Source organism: Klebsiella sp. Shm-1, assembly GCF_040804525.1.
GTDB lineage: Bacteria > Pseudomonadota > Gammaproteobacteria > Enterobacterales > Enterobacteriaceae > Klebsiella > Klebsiella pneumoniae.
Genome location: NZ_CP161823.1, coordinates 5225700 through 5240714, shown reverse-complemented (window position 1 = coordinate 5240714; position 15015 = coordinate 5225700). Strand labels below are relative to the sequence as shown.

Here is a 15015-nt window from a genome sequence, read left to right as displayed (position 1 = left end):
GGCGGACTCCACTCGAACATAAAATCGATATCAAAGAAAAACTGAAACAATCGTGATTGTTGGCACACGTCGACAAGACCCTGCATTAGCCGAAAAGCCCCTGCACAAAAGGGGTGACGTGCGAACCGCTATCTGCGGTTATTACCCGCTGCGGATCCGGGGATCGCGATCGGGACCGGGGATCATAGCCTAAACTGAGAAAGAGATCTTGTGTTTCTCAACAGATTCTTCCCGATTTATCCACAGGAAGGATCGAAACCGGGTAAGTGTAATCGATCCTGCGGGGAGTGAAGCACGATTTCCGCCGCATATTGGAAAAATTAATGAGCTATGCCGCTTTTGGGCGGAAACGATCTAATAAAGATCCTTGCGGATCCTTGCGCTTTACTGGCCAGGCCGTATAATCCCCCACCCGGCGCGTAATGCCCGTTTTCGTCACGCGTCTCAGCTTATTTTTTGTGCGACGAGGTGCGAGAAATAAGGAAAGAGAATTGACTCCGGAGTGTACAATTATTACAATCCGGCCTCTTTAATCACCCACGCTGAGGCGTAAGTCGTTCGAAGTTCGTTCGGGTCTACGCAAAAGTCAGTGAATTTATTCAAGTTTAGGTAGAAATCGCCATGAAACGCACTTTTCAACCGTCTGTACTGAAGCGCAACCGTTCTCACGGCTTCCGTGCTCGTATGGCTACTAAAAATGGTCGTCAGGTTCTGGCACGTCGTCGTGCTAAAGGCCGCGCTCGTCTGACCGTTTCCAAGTAATAAAGCTAACCCTGCGTGGTTAAGCTCGCATTTCCCAGGGAGTTACGCTTGTTAACTCCCAGTCATTTCACTTTCGTCTTCCAGCAGCCACAACGGGCTGGCACGCCGCAAATCACCATCCTCGGCCGCCTGAATTCGCTGGGGCATCCCCGCATCGGTCTCACCGTCGCCAAGAAAAACGTGAAACGCGCACATGAACGCAATCGGATTAAACGTCTGACGCGTGAAAGTTTTCGTTTGCGTCAACATGAACTCCCGCCAATGGATTTCGTGGTGGTGGCGAAAAGAGGGGTTGCCGACCTCGATAACCGTGCTCTCTCGGAAGCGTTGGAAAAATTATGGCGCCGCCATTGTCGCCTGGCTCGCGGGTCCTGATCGGCCTGATTCGAGTTTATCAGCGCCTGATTAGTCCGCTACTCGGGCCGCATTGTCGTTTCACCCCAACCTGTTCTCAATACGGAATTGAGGCCTTACGCAGGTTTGGAGTGATAAAAGGCAGTTGGTTGACGATGAAACGCGTATTAAAATGCCACCCTTTACACCCTGGTGGTGACGATCCCGTCCCGCCTGGACCATTTGATACCAGAGAACACTAACGATGGATTCGCAACGCAATCTTCTTATCATCGCTTTGTTGTTCGTGTCTTTCATGATCTGGCAAGCCTGGGAGCAGGACAAAAATCCGCAGCCCCAGCAGCAGACCACGCAGACTACGACCACAGCAGCGGGTAGCGCCGCCGACCAGGGCGTACCGGCCAGTGGCCAGGGGAAACTGATTACGGTTAAAACCGACGTGCTTGAGCTGACTATCAACACCAACGGTGGCGATATTGAGCAGGCGCTGCTTCTGGCGTATCCAAAAACGCTGAAATCGACCGAACCGTTCCAGTTACTGGAAACCACGCCGCAGTTTGTCTACCAGGCGCAGAGCGGCTTAACCGGCCGTGACGGTCCGGATAACCCGGCAAACGGCCCGCGTCCGCTGTACAACGTCGATAAAGAGGCGTTTGTGCTGGCCGATGGCCAGGATGAGCTCGTTATCCCGCTGACCTACACTGACAAAGCCGGCAACGTCTTCACCAAAACCTTCACCCTGAAGCGCGGTGGCTATGCGGTGAACGTGGGTTACAGCGTGCAGAATGCCAGCGAGAAGCCTCTGGAAGTCTCGACCTTCGGTCAGCTGAAGCAGACCGCTGCGCTGCCGACCAGTCGCGATACGCAGACCGGTGGCCTGTCCACGATGCATACTTTCCGTGGCGCCGCGTTCTCCACTGCGGATTCGAAATACGAGAAATATAAATTCGATACCATTCTGGATAACGAAAACCTGAACGTCAGCACCAAAAACGGTTGGGTTGCCATGCTGCAGCAGTACTTCACCACCGCATGGGTGCCGCGGAATAACGGGACGAATAACTTCTACACCGCCAACCTCGGCAACGGCGTTGTCGCTATTGGCTACAAATCGCAGCCGGTACTGGTGCAGCCAGGCCAGACCGACAAACTGCAGAGCACGCTGTGGGTCGGCCCGGCTATTCAGGACAAAATGGCTGCCGTTGCGCCGCACCTGGATCTGACCGTCGACTACGGCTGGCTGTGGTTCATCTCCCAACCGCTGTTCAAGCTGCTGAAATTCATCCACAGCTTCCTCGGCAACTGGGGCTTCTCGATCATCGTTATCACCTTTATCGTTCGTGGCATCATGTACCCGCTGACCAAAGCGCAGTACACCTCCATGGCGAAGATGCGCATGCTGCAGCCGAAGATTCAGGCCATGCGTGAGCGTCTGGGCGACGATAAACAACGTCAAAGCCAGGAGATGATGGCGCTGTATAAAGCGGAAAAAGTAAACCCGCTGGGCGGCTGCTTCCCGCTGATTATTCAGATGCCGATCTTCCTTGCGCTGTACTACATGCTGAGCGCCTCGGTTGAACTGCGTCATGCGCCGTTTATCCTGTGGATCCACGACCTGTCTGCTCAGGACCCGTACTACATCCTGCCGATCATCATGGGCGCGACCATGTTCTTCATCCAGAAGATGTCGCCGACCACCGTGACCGACCCGATGCAGCAGAAGATCATGACCTTTATGCCGGTCATCTTCACGGTGTTCTTCCTGTGGTTCCCGTCTGGCCTGGTGGTGTACTACATCGTCAGCAACCTGGTCACCATTATTCAGCAGCAGCTGATTTACCGTGGTCTGGAGAAACGTGGCCTGCATAGCCGCGAGAAGAAGAAATCCTGATACTCTTCATTCTTCAAGCCGCAGATGCGTTGGCTTCATTAGTTCGCCCCAGTCACTTACTACAGTAAGCTCCTGGGGCCTCACTAACTTGCCGCCTTTCTGCAACTTGAATTATTTCGAGTATCTACGGTAGCGTTAATGCCAGAGAAGGCGGTCAATGGACCGCCTTTTTTACATCTACATAGAGAGTCACCATGAGCCATAACGACACTATCGTCGCCCAGGCAACCCCTCCGGGACGCGGGGGTGTGGGCATCCTGCGTATCTCCGGCCTTAAGGCGCGCGACGTCGCGCAGGCGGTGCTGGGCAAGCTGCCGAAGCCGCGCTATGCCGACTACCTGCCGTTCAACGACGTTGACGGTACCCCGCTGGATCAGGGGATTGCGCTGTGGTTCCCCGGGCCGAACTCCTTTACCGGGGAAGATGTGCTTGAGCTGCAGGGCCACGGCGGCCCGGTCATTCTCGACCTGCTGCTTAAACGTATTCTGACCCTGCCGGGCCTGCGCATCGCCAGGCCGGGTGAGTTTTCCGAGCGCGCGTTCCTCAACGACAAGCTCGATCTGGCGCAGGCAGAGGCCATCGCCGACCTTATCGACGCCAGTTCAGAGCAGGCGGCGCGCTCGGCGCTGAATTCGCTGCAGGGGGCGTTCTCCGCGCGGGTGAATCATCTTGTGGAAGCGCTCACTCACCTGCGCATCTACGTGGAAGCGGCCATTGACTTCCCGGATGAAGAAATCGATTTCCTTTCCGACGGCAAAATTGAAGCCCAGCTGAACGAGGTGATGGCCGATCTCGACGCCGTCCGCGCTGAAGCTCGTCAGGGCAGCCTGCTGCGCGAAGGGATGAAAGTGGTGATCGCCGGGCGGCCAAATGCCGGTAAATCAAGCCTGCTGAACGCCCTGGCGGGCCGCGAAGCGGCGATCGTCACCGATATCGCCGGTACCACCCGCGACGTGCTACGCGAGCATATCCATATCGACGGCATGCCGCTGCATATCATCGATACCGCAGGCCTGCGCGATGCTAATGACGAAGTGGAACGTATCGGCATCGAGCGCGCCTGGCAGGAGATTGCCCAGGCCGATCGGGTGCTGTTTATGGTCGATGGCACCACCACCGGCGCCGTTGACCCGGCGGAGATCTGGCCAGACTTTATCGAGCGCCTGCCCGCTAAATTGCCGATTACCGTAGTGCGCAATAAAGCCGATGTCACCGGCGAAGCGCTCGGTATCAGCGAAGTAAATGGCCACTCACTTATTCGCCTGTCGGCACGTACCGGCGACGGCGTGGAGGTGCTACGTAACCACCTCAAGCAGAGCATGGGCTTCGATACCAATATGGAAGGCGGCTTCCTCGCCCGCCGCCGTCACCTGCAGGCCCTGGAAGAGGCGGCGAACCATCTGCAGCAAGGCAAAGCCCAGCTGCTGGGCGCCTGGGCCGGCGAGCTGCTGGCGGAAGAGCTGCGCCTCGCGCAGCAGGCGCTGAGCGAGATCACCGGGGAGTTCACTTCCGACGATCTGCTGGGCCGCATCTTCTCCAGCTTCTGCATCGGTAAGTAACCGTCAGTCCGTAAACGTTCACTAACCCGTATTAACGCCGCGTTAATGCGGGTTTTTTCTTGCCCTTTGCAACGCAACGTTCTCTACTTTTATCTCCCCCTCTGCCGCGAGACTAAAACATGACCGTTGAATATACCGTGATCGAGAAGGTGCCCTCCGCCGAAGCGTTTTGCCACCTGCGGGTAGCCGCCGGCATGTCGCCGCGCCCCCTGGAAGGCGCCAGAGCCGGACTGCCGCATAGCTGTTATGGCGTACATATCCTCTGGCAGGAGACGCCGATCGCGATGGGACGCATCGTCGGCGACGGCGCGATTAATTTCGATATTGTCGACGTCGCCGTCGATCCGGCTCACCAGGGAAAAGGCCTTGGCCGGCTGGTGATGGAGAAGCTGGTCGCCTGGCTGGACGCTAACGCCTTTGATGGCGCCTACGTTACGCTGGTGGCGGATGTGCCGGAACTGTACGCGAAGTTCGGCTTCGAAAGCGTTCGCCCGGAGAGCGAGGGGATGGCCCGCGTCTGGCGAACCCGCAGTCGTTAGCTCGCATTTCCTGCCAGGAAAAGAGCGTTGTCCAAATGGCAACTCGTCTTACGGCGCGTTCCTCACTATGCTGAACGCCATTCACATCGCGAGGATCCCATGACACGCTTTCTTCTCTGCAGCTTTGCCCTGGTTCTGCTCTACCCCTCCGGCATCGATATGTATCTGGTCGGCCTGCCGCGTATTGCTCAGGACCTGGGGGCCAGCGAGGCGCAATTACATATCGCCTTCTCGGTCTATCTGGCCGGTATGGCCTCCGCGATGCTGTTTGCTGGCCGCATCGCCGACCGCTCGGGGCGTAAGCCTGTCGCTATTGTAGGTGCAGCGATCTTTGTTATCGCCTCCCTGCTCTGCGCCCAGGCGCATACCAGCAGCCACTTCCTCATCGGACGCTTTATCCAGGGGATCGGCGCCGGCAGCTGCTACGTGGTGGCTTTCGCTATCCTGCGCGATACGCTGGACGACCGTCGCCGCGCCAAGGTGCTGTCGTTGCTCAACGGCATCACCTGCATTATCCCCGTCCTGGCGCCGGTGCTTGGCCACCTGATTATGCTGAAATATCCGTGGCAGAGCCTGTTCTACACGATGACCGGCATGGGCGTCATGATCGCTGTGCTGTCGGTCTTTATCCTGCGTGAAACGCGGCCGACGGCGCCTCCGCAGGCAGCGTCACCGCAGCATGACGCTGGCGAATCGCTGTTGAACCGCTTTTTCCTCAGCCGCTTACTCATTACCACCCTCAGCGTGACGGTGATCCTGACCTACGTTAACGTCTCGCCGGTACTAATGATGGAAGAGATGGGGTTCGACCGGGGAACTTACTCAATGGCGATGGCTCTGATGGCGATGATCAGCATGGCGGTCTCCTTCTCAACGCCGTTCGCCCTGTCGCTGTTTAATCCCCGCACCTTAATGCTGACCTCACAGGTGCTGTTTCTGGCGGCAGGCGTGACGCTGAGCCTCGCGACTCGCCAGGCCGTCACCCTGATCGGGCTGGGCATGATTTGCGCCGGCTTCTCCGTTGGGTTCGGCGTCGCGATGAGCCAGGCGCTGGGGCCGTTCACGCTGCGCGCGGGCGTCGCCAGCTCGGTCCTCGGCATCGCGCAGGTGTGCGGTTCATCGCTGTGGATTTGGCTCGCCGCCATCATCGGACTCAGCGCAATGAATATGCTGATCGGGATACTCATTGCCTGTAGCATAGTGAGCCTTGTTTTGTTACTGGTCGTCACCCCGCCGCGGGTTGCGCAATACGATGAAGAAGCCGCTGTCGAGTCTTGATCTTAATTTACTCCTCTGCCTGCAGCTCCTGACCCAGGAGCTCAGCGTTACCCGTACGGCGAAGCGGATGAACGTTTCGCCGTCAGCGGTGAGCAAGTCGCTGGCCAAACTGCGCGCCTGGTTTGACGATCCGCTGTTTGTGAAAACCCCGCTGGGCCTGGCGCCCACGCCGCTGGTCAGCAGCATGGAGCAGGATCTGGCGGACTGGATGCAGATGGGCAACCAAATCCTCGATAAACCGCACCATACCATGCCCAGCGGCCTCAAATTCGAACTGGCGGCGGAAACGCCGCTGCTGATGATCCTGTTTAACACCCTCTCTCAGCGCATCTATCAGCGCTATCCGCAGGCATTGATTCGTTTGCGCAACTGGGACTACGACTCCCTGGACGCCATCATCCGCGGTGAGGTGGATATCGGCTTCTGCGGACGCGAAAGCCATCCGCAGTCGCGTGAGCTGCTGAGCCTGCTGCCGTGGTATATCGATTTTGATGTGCTGTTCACCGACCTGCCGCAGGTCTGGCTGCGCGCCGATCATCCGGCGCTCAGGGAAGAGTGGGATCTGGCGGCATTCTTACGCTATCCGCATATCACTATCTGCTGGGAACAACGCGATACCTGGGCCCTGGACGACGTGCTGCAGGAGCTGGGGTATAAGCGTAACGTGGCGCTGACCGTGCCGGGGTTTGAGCAATCACTTTTTATGGCCGCTCAGCCGCAGCACACCATGCTGGCCACCGCGCCGCGCTACTGTCAGCACTATAATCAGCAGCACCAGCTGCCGCTCGTCTCCCGGCCGCTCCCCCTGGAGGCGCAGCATCTGGAAAAGCTGCGCGTTCCCTTCACCCTGCTATGGCATAAGCGCAACAGCTACAACCCGAAGCTTGTCTGGCTTAGAGATACGCTGAAAGCGCTCTATTCCGGTACGCTTTAAGCCTTGTTTCGTGCCCATAGCACCTTATTTGCGCAAGAATTTGTAAAATTCAAACAAATTCCCTTTTCAATGGGGGATTTCGGCATTAAAACCTGTTAATACCAGGCGATAATAGCGCCCGCAGTTTTATCCAGACCATTACTCACGGAGCGACGTATGGCAACGCATTTTGCAAGAGGGATACTCAGTACCGGGGAGCCGCTATCGACACGTTTGTCAGCGGCCTGTCATCAATCCGCACGTCTTCTCCCGACATATCGCCAGGCTCGCTTTTGCGCGTCGCGCTCGCTGCTTGCCGAGCTGCTGTTTATGCTTTACGGCATCAGCGAGCTGCCTGAAATCATCAACGAAGCCAATGGCCGACCGGTTTTTAGCGATCGCCAACTCCCCCGCTTTTCGATCGCTTATACTGGCAATATCGTTGGTGTTGCCCTCACCACCGAGGGGGATTGTGGCCTCGACATGGAACTGCAGCGCACTGTCCGCAGCCACGACGCCGACCGGCACAATTTCAGCAACAATGAGAATCTGTGGATTAACATACAGCATGATCCGGACGAAGCGCGCAGCCAGCTGGTAGCGCTGCGCCGCAGCGTGCTAAAGCTGACCGGCGAAGCATCAACGCAGCTGCAGCTGCTGCCCGGCTCTGGCCGCCTGCGCACCGCCGGCAGTCAGCCAATCGAAGCGGTATGTGACGCCGAATCGCTGCTGGTATGGTCCATTGCCGCAACCCCGAACATCGGCTCGCTGAAGGTCTGGGAATATGATGCTAAGGGAGGTGACTGGCGCAGCCTGGCGGATGCGCAGCAGCGCGCACGCGAACCGTCAGCCCGCCTGATGCGCTTTACCAGCTTACCCATGGAAAAAACCTTATCCCTCAATTGACCGGTCTTGCCGGCATCATGATCCAAAGGAGCAATCATGTCAGATACCTTGAAAGTGGTTACGTTACTCGGCAGCCTGCGTAAAGGGTCGTTTAATGGAATGGTCGCGCGCACCCTGCCCGGCATCGCGCCAGCGGGCATGGATATCTCCGCGCTGCCGTCGATCGGTGATATCCCGCTGTACGATGCTGATATGCAGGAGGAAGAAGGTTTTCCGCAGCGCGTGCAGGAGATTGCGCAACAGATCCGCGAGGCGGATGGGGTAGTGATAGTCACTCCAGAATATAACTATTCCGTGCCTGGCGGCCTGAAAAACGCCATCGACTGGCTGTCACGCCTGCCCGAGCAGCCGCTGTCCGGCAAACCGGTACTGATTCAGACCAGCTCAATGGGCGCCATCGGCGGTGCGCGCTGCCAGTATCATCTGCGGCAGATTCTGGTCTTCCTTGATGCGATGGTAATGAATAAACCGGAATTTATGGGCGGCGTCATCCAGAACAAAGTGGATCCGCAGGCGGGTGAAGTGGTCGATCAAAGCACACTCGACCATCTGCGCGGCCAGCTGACCGCCTTTGGCGACTATATTCGGCGGGTTAAAGCATAAAAAAAGCCCGGCAGCGATGCCGGGCTTTTTCATCATGCGTGCGGATTAATGTGCATCGATAAAGACAATTTTCAGCACGAACAGCAGCGAAACGATAATCACACACGGGCTGAGCTCGCGCAGCCGGCCGGTACCGATCTTCATCACGCAGTAAGAGATAAAGCCCAGGGCGATACCTTCGGTGATCGAGAAGCTAAACGGCATCATCACTGCGGTGATGAACGCAGGCACCGCCTCGGTCAGGTCGCTCCACTTCACGCGCGCGAGGCTGGAGGTCATCAGCACGCCAACGTATATCAGCGCGCCCGCGGCGGCATAGCCAGGAACCATCCCCGCCAGCGGAGAGAGGAAAATAACCAGCAAGAACAGGATACCAACGACAACGGCGGTCAGGCCGGTACGCCCGCCCACGGAAACGCCGGAAGAAGATTCGATATAGGCCGTCACCGACGAGGTACCGATGAAGGAGCCCGCCACCGACGAGACGCTATCGACAAACAGCGCTTGCTTCATGCGCGGGAATTTACCGTTGGCATCCGCGAGACCCGCTTTATCCGTCACGCCAATCAGCGTCCCGGAGGAGTCAAACAGGTTGACCAGCATAAAGGAGAAGATCACGCCGGCCAGGCCCAGGTTCAGGGAGCCCGCCAGATCGACCTGACCAATCACCGAAGCCACGCTCGGCGGCGCCGAGACGATCCCGGTGTAATGCACGTCGCCCAGCATCCACCCCAGCAGGGTGGTCACAACGATAGAGACCAGTACCGCGGCGTGAATGTTGCGCGACGCCAGAATCGCGATGATAAAGAAGCCCAGCACGCCCAGCAGTACGCTGTGGGAAGTCAAATGACCAATGCTGACCAGCGTTTCCGGATTGGCGACAATCACCCCGGCGTTTTTCAGGCCCATCATGCCGATAAACAGGCCGATACCGCTGGTGATACCTACACGCAGGCTAAGCGGAATATTGGCGATCATCCAGTAACGTACGCGGAAGATGGTCAGCAGCAGCAGGCCCACGGCGCCCCAGAAGATGGCGCCCATGCCCACCTGCCACGGCAGCCCCATCGCCTGCACCACCACAAAGGCGAAAAAGGCGTTCAGGCCCATCGCCGGCGCCAGGGCGACCGGCAGGTTCGCGAACAGACCCATCAGGATACTGCCGAAAGCGGCAATCAGACAGGTGGTCACAAACACGGCGCTGGTATCCATGCCCGCTACGCCAAGAATTTGTGGGTTAACAAAAACGATATACACCATCGTCAGGAACGTGGTGAAACCGGCGATGGCTTCGGTGCGCACCGTGGTGCCGTGCTCGCGCAGCTTAAATACGCGCTCCAGCAGACCCTGGCCAGAAGACTGGCTGGTTTGTTGTTGACTCATTATCGGTTTCCGAACGTAAGGAGGGAAAATTCGAGGCTATCCTATACCAAATTACGGCACCAGGCGCGGTTGTATGGTAATTTTTTTCATTTATTTTGCTTATACGGCAACGATTGCGTCGCGGCATTGAGCATTACGAAAACGTTAAACTTGTTAATATGGAAAGGCTATGACTCAACCAGAAGCAGTATTTTTTGACTGTGACGGCACGCTGGTCGACAGCGAGGTGATTTGCTCCCGCGCCTACGTTCACATGTTTCAGGAATTCGGCATTACGCTGGACCTCGCCGAGATTTTTAAGCGCTTCAAAGGTGTGAAGCTGTACGAAATTATCGACACCATCAACGCTGAGTATGGCGTTAACCTGCAAAAGGCCACCCTGGAGCCGATTTACCGGGCGGAGGTCGCTCGCCTGTTCGATAGCGAGCTGGAGGTGATTCCCGGAGCCCAGGCGCTGCTGGATGCGGTAAGCGTCCCGATGTGCGTGGTTTCCAATGGCCCGGTCAGTAAGATGCAGCACTCGCTCGGACGCACCGGCCTGCTGCGCCATTTCACTGACCGCTTGTACAGCGGCTACGATATTCAGCGCTGGAAGCCCGACCCGGCGCTGATGTTTCATGCGGCAGAGGCCATGCAGGTAAAAGCCGAAAACTGTATTCTGGTGGATGACTCCAGCGCCGGCGCTCAGTCGGGGATTGCCGCCGGCATGGAAGTGTTTTATTTCTGCGCCGATCCGCACAACCAGCCGATCGATCATCCCAAAGTGACGACCTTTACCGATCTGGCAGAGCTGCCGGCATTGTGGCAGGCGCACGGCTGGGATATCACGCGTTAAGGGCCTGGTGAGCGGCACGTTGGCATCGATGCCCCCCCGCTATGCGTCTGCGTAAGCGGGGAATAGAACTAGCGGCTTTTTATTGCTGCAATTCCGCCGCCGCCGCTTTATCGGCAATAATCACCAGTGAAGGGTGCAATTTGAGCACTGAAGCCGGCACCTGCACGCTGACCGGACCTTCCACCACTTGCTTTAACGCGTGCGCTTTTGCCGCACCGCTGACAATTAGCAATAAATTTTTCGCCGCCATCACGCTTCTCGGCCCCATGGTGACATAGCTGTCTGGTACTGCCGAGATATCCCCGCCCATCTCGCTGTTAGCGATAAGAGCAATCATTTCCCCATGAATCGGCACTTCGACCGTCTGATCATGAAAGCGGGTGGTATTCGGCAGGTTGCCGCAAAAATGGCCGTCGGCCCCCAGCCCCAGCACCATCAGATCCAGACCGCCAGCCTCTTCCAGCTGGCGATCGTGCTGAGCGGCGTTGTCCAGCGTCAGCTTGTGAATGTTCTCTTCTTTGATCTGCGCCGGGGTAAAAAACAGCTGGCGCAAATTAGATATCGTGACGCCTTCTCGCGACTGGCCGCGAAAAGGGATCTCATCGAAGTTGTAATAGTGCACCCGATCATAGAATGCTTTGCCTTTCACGGCGGCGGTCAAATGCTCATACATCCGCTTTGGCGTGCTCCCCGCCGTCACCGCCAGATTCACCCGCCGCGGCGCCGTGATATAGCCCAGAACATGATGGCTGGCGACCAGGCTCATCTCTTCATAATCTTCGGTCACAATCATTTTCATCTTGTCGTCCTTCACAAGCACAAAACGGGGGCTGAAGGCCCCCTAAAGGTTATTTAAACAGTTTTTGCACAAACTCGGCGTAGGCCGGGCGCCAGACGTCCATTTCATGGTTCAGGCCGGGATACTGGTGGTAATCAAATTTAATCTGCTGTTTTTCCAGCTCGCTTTTCAGACCAGCAATGTCTTTACCGGTCACAGAATCTTTTTCCCCGACGACCACGGTAAAGTTACGCAGCTGCTTATTGATCGCGTCAGGCTGCTTCAGCTGCGCTTCCACGCCGGCATTCGGCACCGTGGTAGTCGTAACGCCGCTAAAGGTGGCGAGCCAGCCAAAGCTCTCCAGATGATTCATTCCGGAAACCAGCGCCTGATAACCGCCCTGCGAGAGGCCCGCCAGCGCCCGACCGTCGGCATCTTTACGCACGTTAAATCGGGCATCGATCAGCGGAATAATATCCTGCATGAGCTCTTTATCCGCCGCCTGCGCATTAAGTGGATAGAAGGTTTTGCGCCGCTCCTGCGGCGGGAAGTTTTCCGCGACCGCTTCCGGGATATCGGTTTCGGTATCCGGGACCACCACCAGCATCGGCTTAATCTTGCCCTCCGCCAGCAGGTTATCCATGATTTGCGGGATCCGCCCCTGATCGATGGCCGACAGGCCGCTGTCGCCAAAGCCATGATAGAAATAGAGCACCGGCAGCGGATCGCCGGTTCCGCTATAGCCCGGCGGCGTCCAGACATAGAGACGACGTTCGGCGTTCAGAGCCTTCGAGTGATAGGTGAGGGTGCGCAGATCGCCATGCGCAACCTCCCGATCGTCAAGAATACTGCCCGGCACCAGAATCAAACTGGTGTTCACCTGGCGCTGCGGCTTCTGATAGCGGCTGCCGGTATCTACCGAGCGGAAGCCATCCACATCGAAATAGTATTCATAGAGATTGGGCTTCATCGGCTCGCTTTTCCATGTCCAGACTCCGTGCGCTGCTTTGGTCATGTCGTGCGAGACAAAGGAGTCCGGCGTGGCGCCAGTCACTATCGAGACCCGCCGGGCATCAGGGGCAAACAAGCGGTAAGTGATACTCTTATCCGCGTTAACCTGGGTGATAAAGTGGCTCACCGGCAGGCTTGGGTCCGACATCGCGGGTAATGGCGCCGCCTGGAGGGTAAACGCCGCGCCCGCCAGCGCCAGGGCGAAATAAATTGCATGTCGTTTCATCGTTGTTCCTCTTTCGTTGTGTCCGTTCAGTTATCGTCTCACCACCAGATTTCCGCCTGCGCCCCCACGGCAAACTGATCGTTCTTCCCGTCTTCAAAAATGCTGGTGGTATTATTCGCGGCCTTATCCAGGTCAATATCCTTCGCTTTAATATAGGTGGCATAGAAACGAATTTCCGGGCGCGAGGTCAGCATACTGGTATTGACTTTGAAGGTATGGAACAGCGTGGTCTTGTAGCCGGACTCGTTATATTTCTTGCCGGTAACATCTTTGTTTTGCTGTTTGAAGTACCCCAGCTCGACGCCGGTCTGGTTATATTTATCCCAGATATAAGCCGGTCGCAGAACCGTACGGATAGATTCAAAATCGGAGTGGGCCCCGGTTTCGTAGCTATAGACGTCGTTACCAAAAGAGTAGACGATGGCATTCGCCATAATAACGTCATCGCGTAAATAGGTTTCCCCCTGCGAGGTTAAGCGCACGGCGGTGCCATTGGTATGATCGCCATAATAGCGGCCATTAAAGGTGGTATAAGGGCTGGATCCGGCATAGCGTGAGAAGCTGCTGGCAATAGAGTTATTGGCCAGTAAGAAAGAGAATTCGTTAAAGCCGCCGTTAGCAAATTTCTGCGTTAACGAGGTACCAGCCATCCAGGTATCTTTCCACGGATAATAACCTTCATTGCCCTCTTTATATTTCTCAGAGGAACTTTGGTTGGCGGCGACATAGCGTCCGCTAACCATCAGGCTGGCTTTATCCCACAGCGGAATCTCTTTGTAACGAACGTCCAGGGTGTTGGTGTTAATTTGCTGCTTATTGCTTAAAGAACGGTCATAATCATCGACATCTTCGCGAATCAACGCGATATCGAATTTCCCGGCGCCCACCTGCCAGTTTTCCAGCCCTACGCCGGCCGCCGCATCGGTTCTCTGCGTTTTCCAGTCCAGCATCTGGATTTCAATTTTTGGTGCCCCGTGTTTGCCGACCCAGAAATCGGCTTCCGGCGCAAACGGCAGGAACCCTTTGGTGTTAACATACATATCCGAGAATTGAATGTAGTTTTCGCCGCCGGCATTGTCACCAAACCAGCCAGTGGAATACTGCTGGCCGACGTTCCCGTCGAGCATCACGATGGCGTCGACGCGTTTATCGCCTTCCTGAAACACCCGCTGCTTCAGCTGCAGATCGAACCAGCCGGAATATTCATTGCCCAGGCGGCCAAGCGAACCGATCGCCCATGATTTTGGCGAGCCGTGCGAGGCGGTCCCCCAGCCGGAACGGAAGTAGCCGTTATAGCTAAAGCCAATTTCATCTTTCACGAACTTGCTAAAGTCTTTCAGCGTCATCGCGCTGTAGGCTGGCGCGCCATCGGTGACAGGTTGTTGATTTTTAACCAGCACCGCATCCGGTTTAACCGCCGTTTTCGGCCCGGCAGTCGCCCCCCCGGTCTTGCGCTTCTGACCTTCCGCAGGAGGAGACCATGAGGCCCAAATCTGGTCTCTTTTTCTTTCCTGGTCCTGATATTTTTTGAGCTCTTTTTGCGTGTCTTTGAGCGCTTTTTCCAGCAGCTCAAGCCGTTGTTCCACCGTCAACTGGCTCGCTAGCAGATTAGTTGAATAACAAAGTGGCGCCAGCAAGACTATCGCCGAAGCGATCCTGTTTTTTCTCATCATAATATTCCCTTATATAATCATTGGCGTAAATAAAACACGACAACAACCCTATTCCGTGCCGGTGCTAATAGCCGTATCCATACCGTTTGACGTCGCGGCGGCTGTTATTTTTGCGGTTAGACAAAAACAAAAAAACCTGAAGAAGACCATCTGCCTTGGCAGATAATCCTCTTCAGGTTTTGCCCGCGCATCGCGGTAGCAACCCTCATTCAGCCATTATTGGCCCGCATAAAACAAAAAACCTGATATCGCCCCCAGGAGCAATATCAGGTTTTGCCTGCTGTCGCAGTCACAATCCGTTTAA

At 56.4% G+C, this 15015-nt stretch carries 15 protein-coding genes; 11 read left to right on the top strand and 4 right to left on the bottom strand.

All coding sequences use genetic code 11. The features are described from left to right. Positions 1–621: 621 nt before the first annotated feature. The 10 genes from rpmH (at position 622) to AB1E37_RS25470 (ending at position 8805) form a co-directional block, all read left to right on the top strand. A complete protein-coding gene (rpmH, locus tag AB1E37_RS25515; RefSeq protein WP_000831330.1) occupies positions 622–762 on the top strand; it encodes a 50S ribosomal protein L34 in 141 nt (46 codons plus the stop codon). A gap of 15 nt (positions 763–777) precedes the next feature. Further along, the gene (gene rnpA, locus AB1E37_RS25510) at positions 778–1137 is read left to right on the top strand and encodes a ribonuclease P protein component (RefSeq protein WP_004151535.1); all 360 of its coding nucleotides are present in this window, start codon (positions 778–780) and stop codon (positions 1135–1137) included. Beyond that, positions 1101–1358: a membrane protein insertion efficiency factor YidD gene (gene yidD / locus AB1E37_RS25505; RefSeq protein WP_004151536.1), complete on the top strand. Its 258-nt coding sequence runs from the start codon at positions 1101–1103 to the stop codon at positions 1356–1358. Before rnpA ends, yidD begins: the two co-directional genes overlap by 37 nt. Before the next feature lie 2 nt (positions 1359–1360). Beyond that, positions 1361–3007 (top strand): membrane protein insertase YidC, encoded by a 1647-nt coding sequence (yidC, locus tag AB1E37_RS25500; RefSeq protein WP_004150295.1) that lies wholly within the window; start codon positions 1361–1363, stop codon positions 3005–3007. A gap of 194 nt (positions 3008–3201) precedes the next feature. Beyond that, positions 3202–4566, top strand: coding sequence for a tRNA uridine-5-carboxymethylaminomethyl(34) synthesis GTPase MnmE (gene mnmE / locus AB1E37_RS25495; protein ID WP_004181597.1), 1365 nt, complete (start codon positions 3202–3204; stop codon positions 4564–4566). A 119-nt stretch (positions 4567–4685) separates the two neighbouring features. Beyond that, positions 4686–5105: a GNAT family N-acetyltransferase gene (locus tag AB1E37_RS25490; protein ID WP_004151539.1), complete on the top strand. Its 420-nt coding sequence runs from the start codon at positions 4686–4688 to the stop codon at positions 5103–5105. A gap of 99 nt (positions 5106–5204) precedes the next feature. Then, positions 5205–6383 (top strand): MFS transporter, encoded by a 1179-nt coding sequence (locus AB1E37_RS25485; protein ID WP_020805050.1) that lies wholly within the window; start codon positions 5205–5207, stop codon positions 6381–6383. Further along, complete coding sequence (gene yidZ, locus AB1E37_RS25480; protein WP_004181599.1) at positions 6358–7317, top strand: HTH-type transcriptional regulator YidZ; 960 nt, start codon at positions 6358–6360, stop codon at positions 7315–7317. Before AB1E37_RS25485 ends, yidZ begins: the two co-directional genes overlap by 26 nt. A gap of 309 nt (positions 7318–7626) precedes the next feature. Next, entirely contained in the window at positions 7627–8202 is a 576-nt protein-coding gene (locus AB1E37_RS25475; protein WP_004145098.1) for a 4'-phosphopantetheinyl transferase superfamily protein, read from the top strand. Between the two features lie 36 nt (positions 8203–8238). Beyond that, the gene (locus AB1E37_RS25470) at positions 8239–8805 is read left to right on the top strand and encodes an NADPH-dependent FMN reductase (RefSeq protein ID WP_004151543.1); all 567 of its coding nucleotides are present in this window, start codon (positions 8239–8241) and stop codon (positions 8803–8805) included. 45 nt (positions 8806–8850) lie between these two features. Here the strand turns inward: AB1E37_RS25470 and AB1E37_RS25465 are convergent, their stop codons facing one another. Continuing rightward, positions 8851–10188: an NCS2 family permease gene (locus tag AB1E37_RS25465; RefSeq protein WP_004145100.1), complete on the bottom strand. Its 1338-nt coding sequence runs from the start codon at positions 10186–10188 to the stop codon at positions 8851–8853. A gap of 169 nt (positions 10189–10357) precedes the next feature. On the opposite strand from AB1E37_RS25465, the gene yieH reads away from it, so the two are divergent. Next, complete coding sequence (gene yieH / locus AB1E37_RS25460) at positions 10358–11023, top strand: 6-phosphogluconate phosphatase (protein ID WP_004901610.1); 666 nt, start codon at positions 10358–10360, stop codon at positions 11021–11023. Positions 11024–11102: 79 nt separating this feature from the next. On the opposite strand, the gene AB1E37_RS25455 is transcribed toward yieH, so the two are convergent. The 3 genes from AB1E37_RS25455 to AB1E37_RS25445 are packed head-to-tail and all read right to left on the bottom strand — an operon-like array spanning position 11103 to position 14711. Next, entirely contained in the window at positions 11103–11822 is a 720-nt protein-coding gene (locus AB1E37_RS25455) for a glucosamine-6-phosphate deaminase (RefSeq protein ID WP_004901614.1), read from the bottom strand. A gap of 49 nt (positions 11823–11871) precedes the next feature. Continuing rightward, positions 11872–13038, bottom strand: a complete 1167-nt coding sequence (locus AB1E37_RS25450; protein ID WP_014599291.1) for an esterase — start codon at positions 13036–13038, stop codon at positions 11872–11874. Between the two features lie 38 nt (positions 13039–13076). Further along, a complete protein-coding gene (locus AB1E37_RS25445; RefSeq protein ID WP_004150305.1) occupies positions 13077–14711 on the bottom strand; it encodes a carbohydrate porin in 1635 nt (544 codons plus the stop codon). Positions 14712–15015: the final 304 nt, after the last annotated feature.

Bases quoted from the DNA above. Each gene is read 5' to 3' on its own strand.
- AB1E37_RS25465 (WP_004145100.1), bottom strand. From the start codon at position 10,188: ATGAGTCAACAACAAACCAGCCAGTCTTCTGGCCAGGGTCTGCTGGAG.
- AB1E37_RS25485 (WP_020805050.1), top strand. From the start codon at position 5,205: ATGACACGCTTTCTTCTCTGCAGCTTTGCCCTGGTTCTGCTCTACCCC.
- yidZ (WP_004181599.1), top strand. From the start codon at position 6,358: ATGAAGAAGCCGCTGTCGAGTCTTGATCTTAATTTACTCCTCTGCCTG.
- AB1E37_RS25490 (WP_004151539.1), top strand. From the start codon at position 4,686: ATGACCGTTGAATATACCGTGATCGAGAAGGTGCCCTCCGCCGAAGCG.
- yidD (WP_004151536.1), top strand. From the start codon at position 1,101: ATGGCGCCGCCATTGTCGCCTGGCTCGCGGGTCCTGATCGGCCTGATT.
- rpmH (WP_000831330.1), top strand. From the start codon at position 622: ATGAAACGCACTTTTCAACCGTCTGTACTGAAGCGCAACCGTTCTCAC.
- yidC (WP_004150295.1), top strand. From the start codon at position 1,361: ATGGATTCGCAACGCAATCTTCTTATCATCGCTTTGTTGTTCGTGTCT.
- AB1E37_RS25475 (WP_004145098.1), top strand. From the start codon at position 7,627: ATGCTTTACGGCATCAGCGAGCTGCCTGAAATCATCAACGAAGCCAAT.
- AB1E37_RS25470 (WP_004151543.1), top strand. From the start codon at position 8,239: ATGTCAGATACCTTGAAAGTGGTTACGTTACTCGGCAGCCTGCGTAAA.
- AB1E37_RS25445 (WP_004150305.1), bottom strand. From the start codon at position 14,711: ATGATGAGAAAAAACAGGATCGCTTCGGCGATAGTCTTGCTGGCGCCA.
- mnmE (WP_004181597.1), top strand. From the start codon at position 3,202: ATGAGCCATAACGACACTATCGTCGCCCAGGCAACCCCTCCGGGACGC.
- AB1E37_RS25450 (WP_014599291.1), bottom strand. From the start codon at position 13,038: ATGAAACGACATGCAATTTATTTCGCCCTGGCGCTGGCGGGCGCGGCG.
- AB1E37_RS25455 (WP_004901614.1), bottom strand. From the start codon at position 11,822: ATGAAAATGATTGTGACCGAAGATTATGAAGAGATGAGCCTGGTCGCC.
- yieH (WP_004901610.1), top strand. From the start codon at position 10,358: ATGACTCAACCAGAAGCAGTATTTTTTGACTGTGACGGCACGCTGGTC.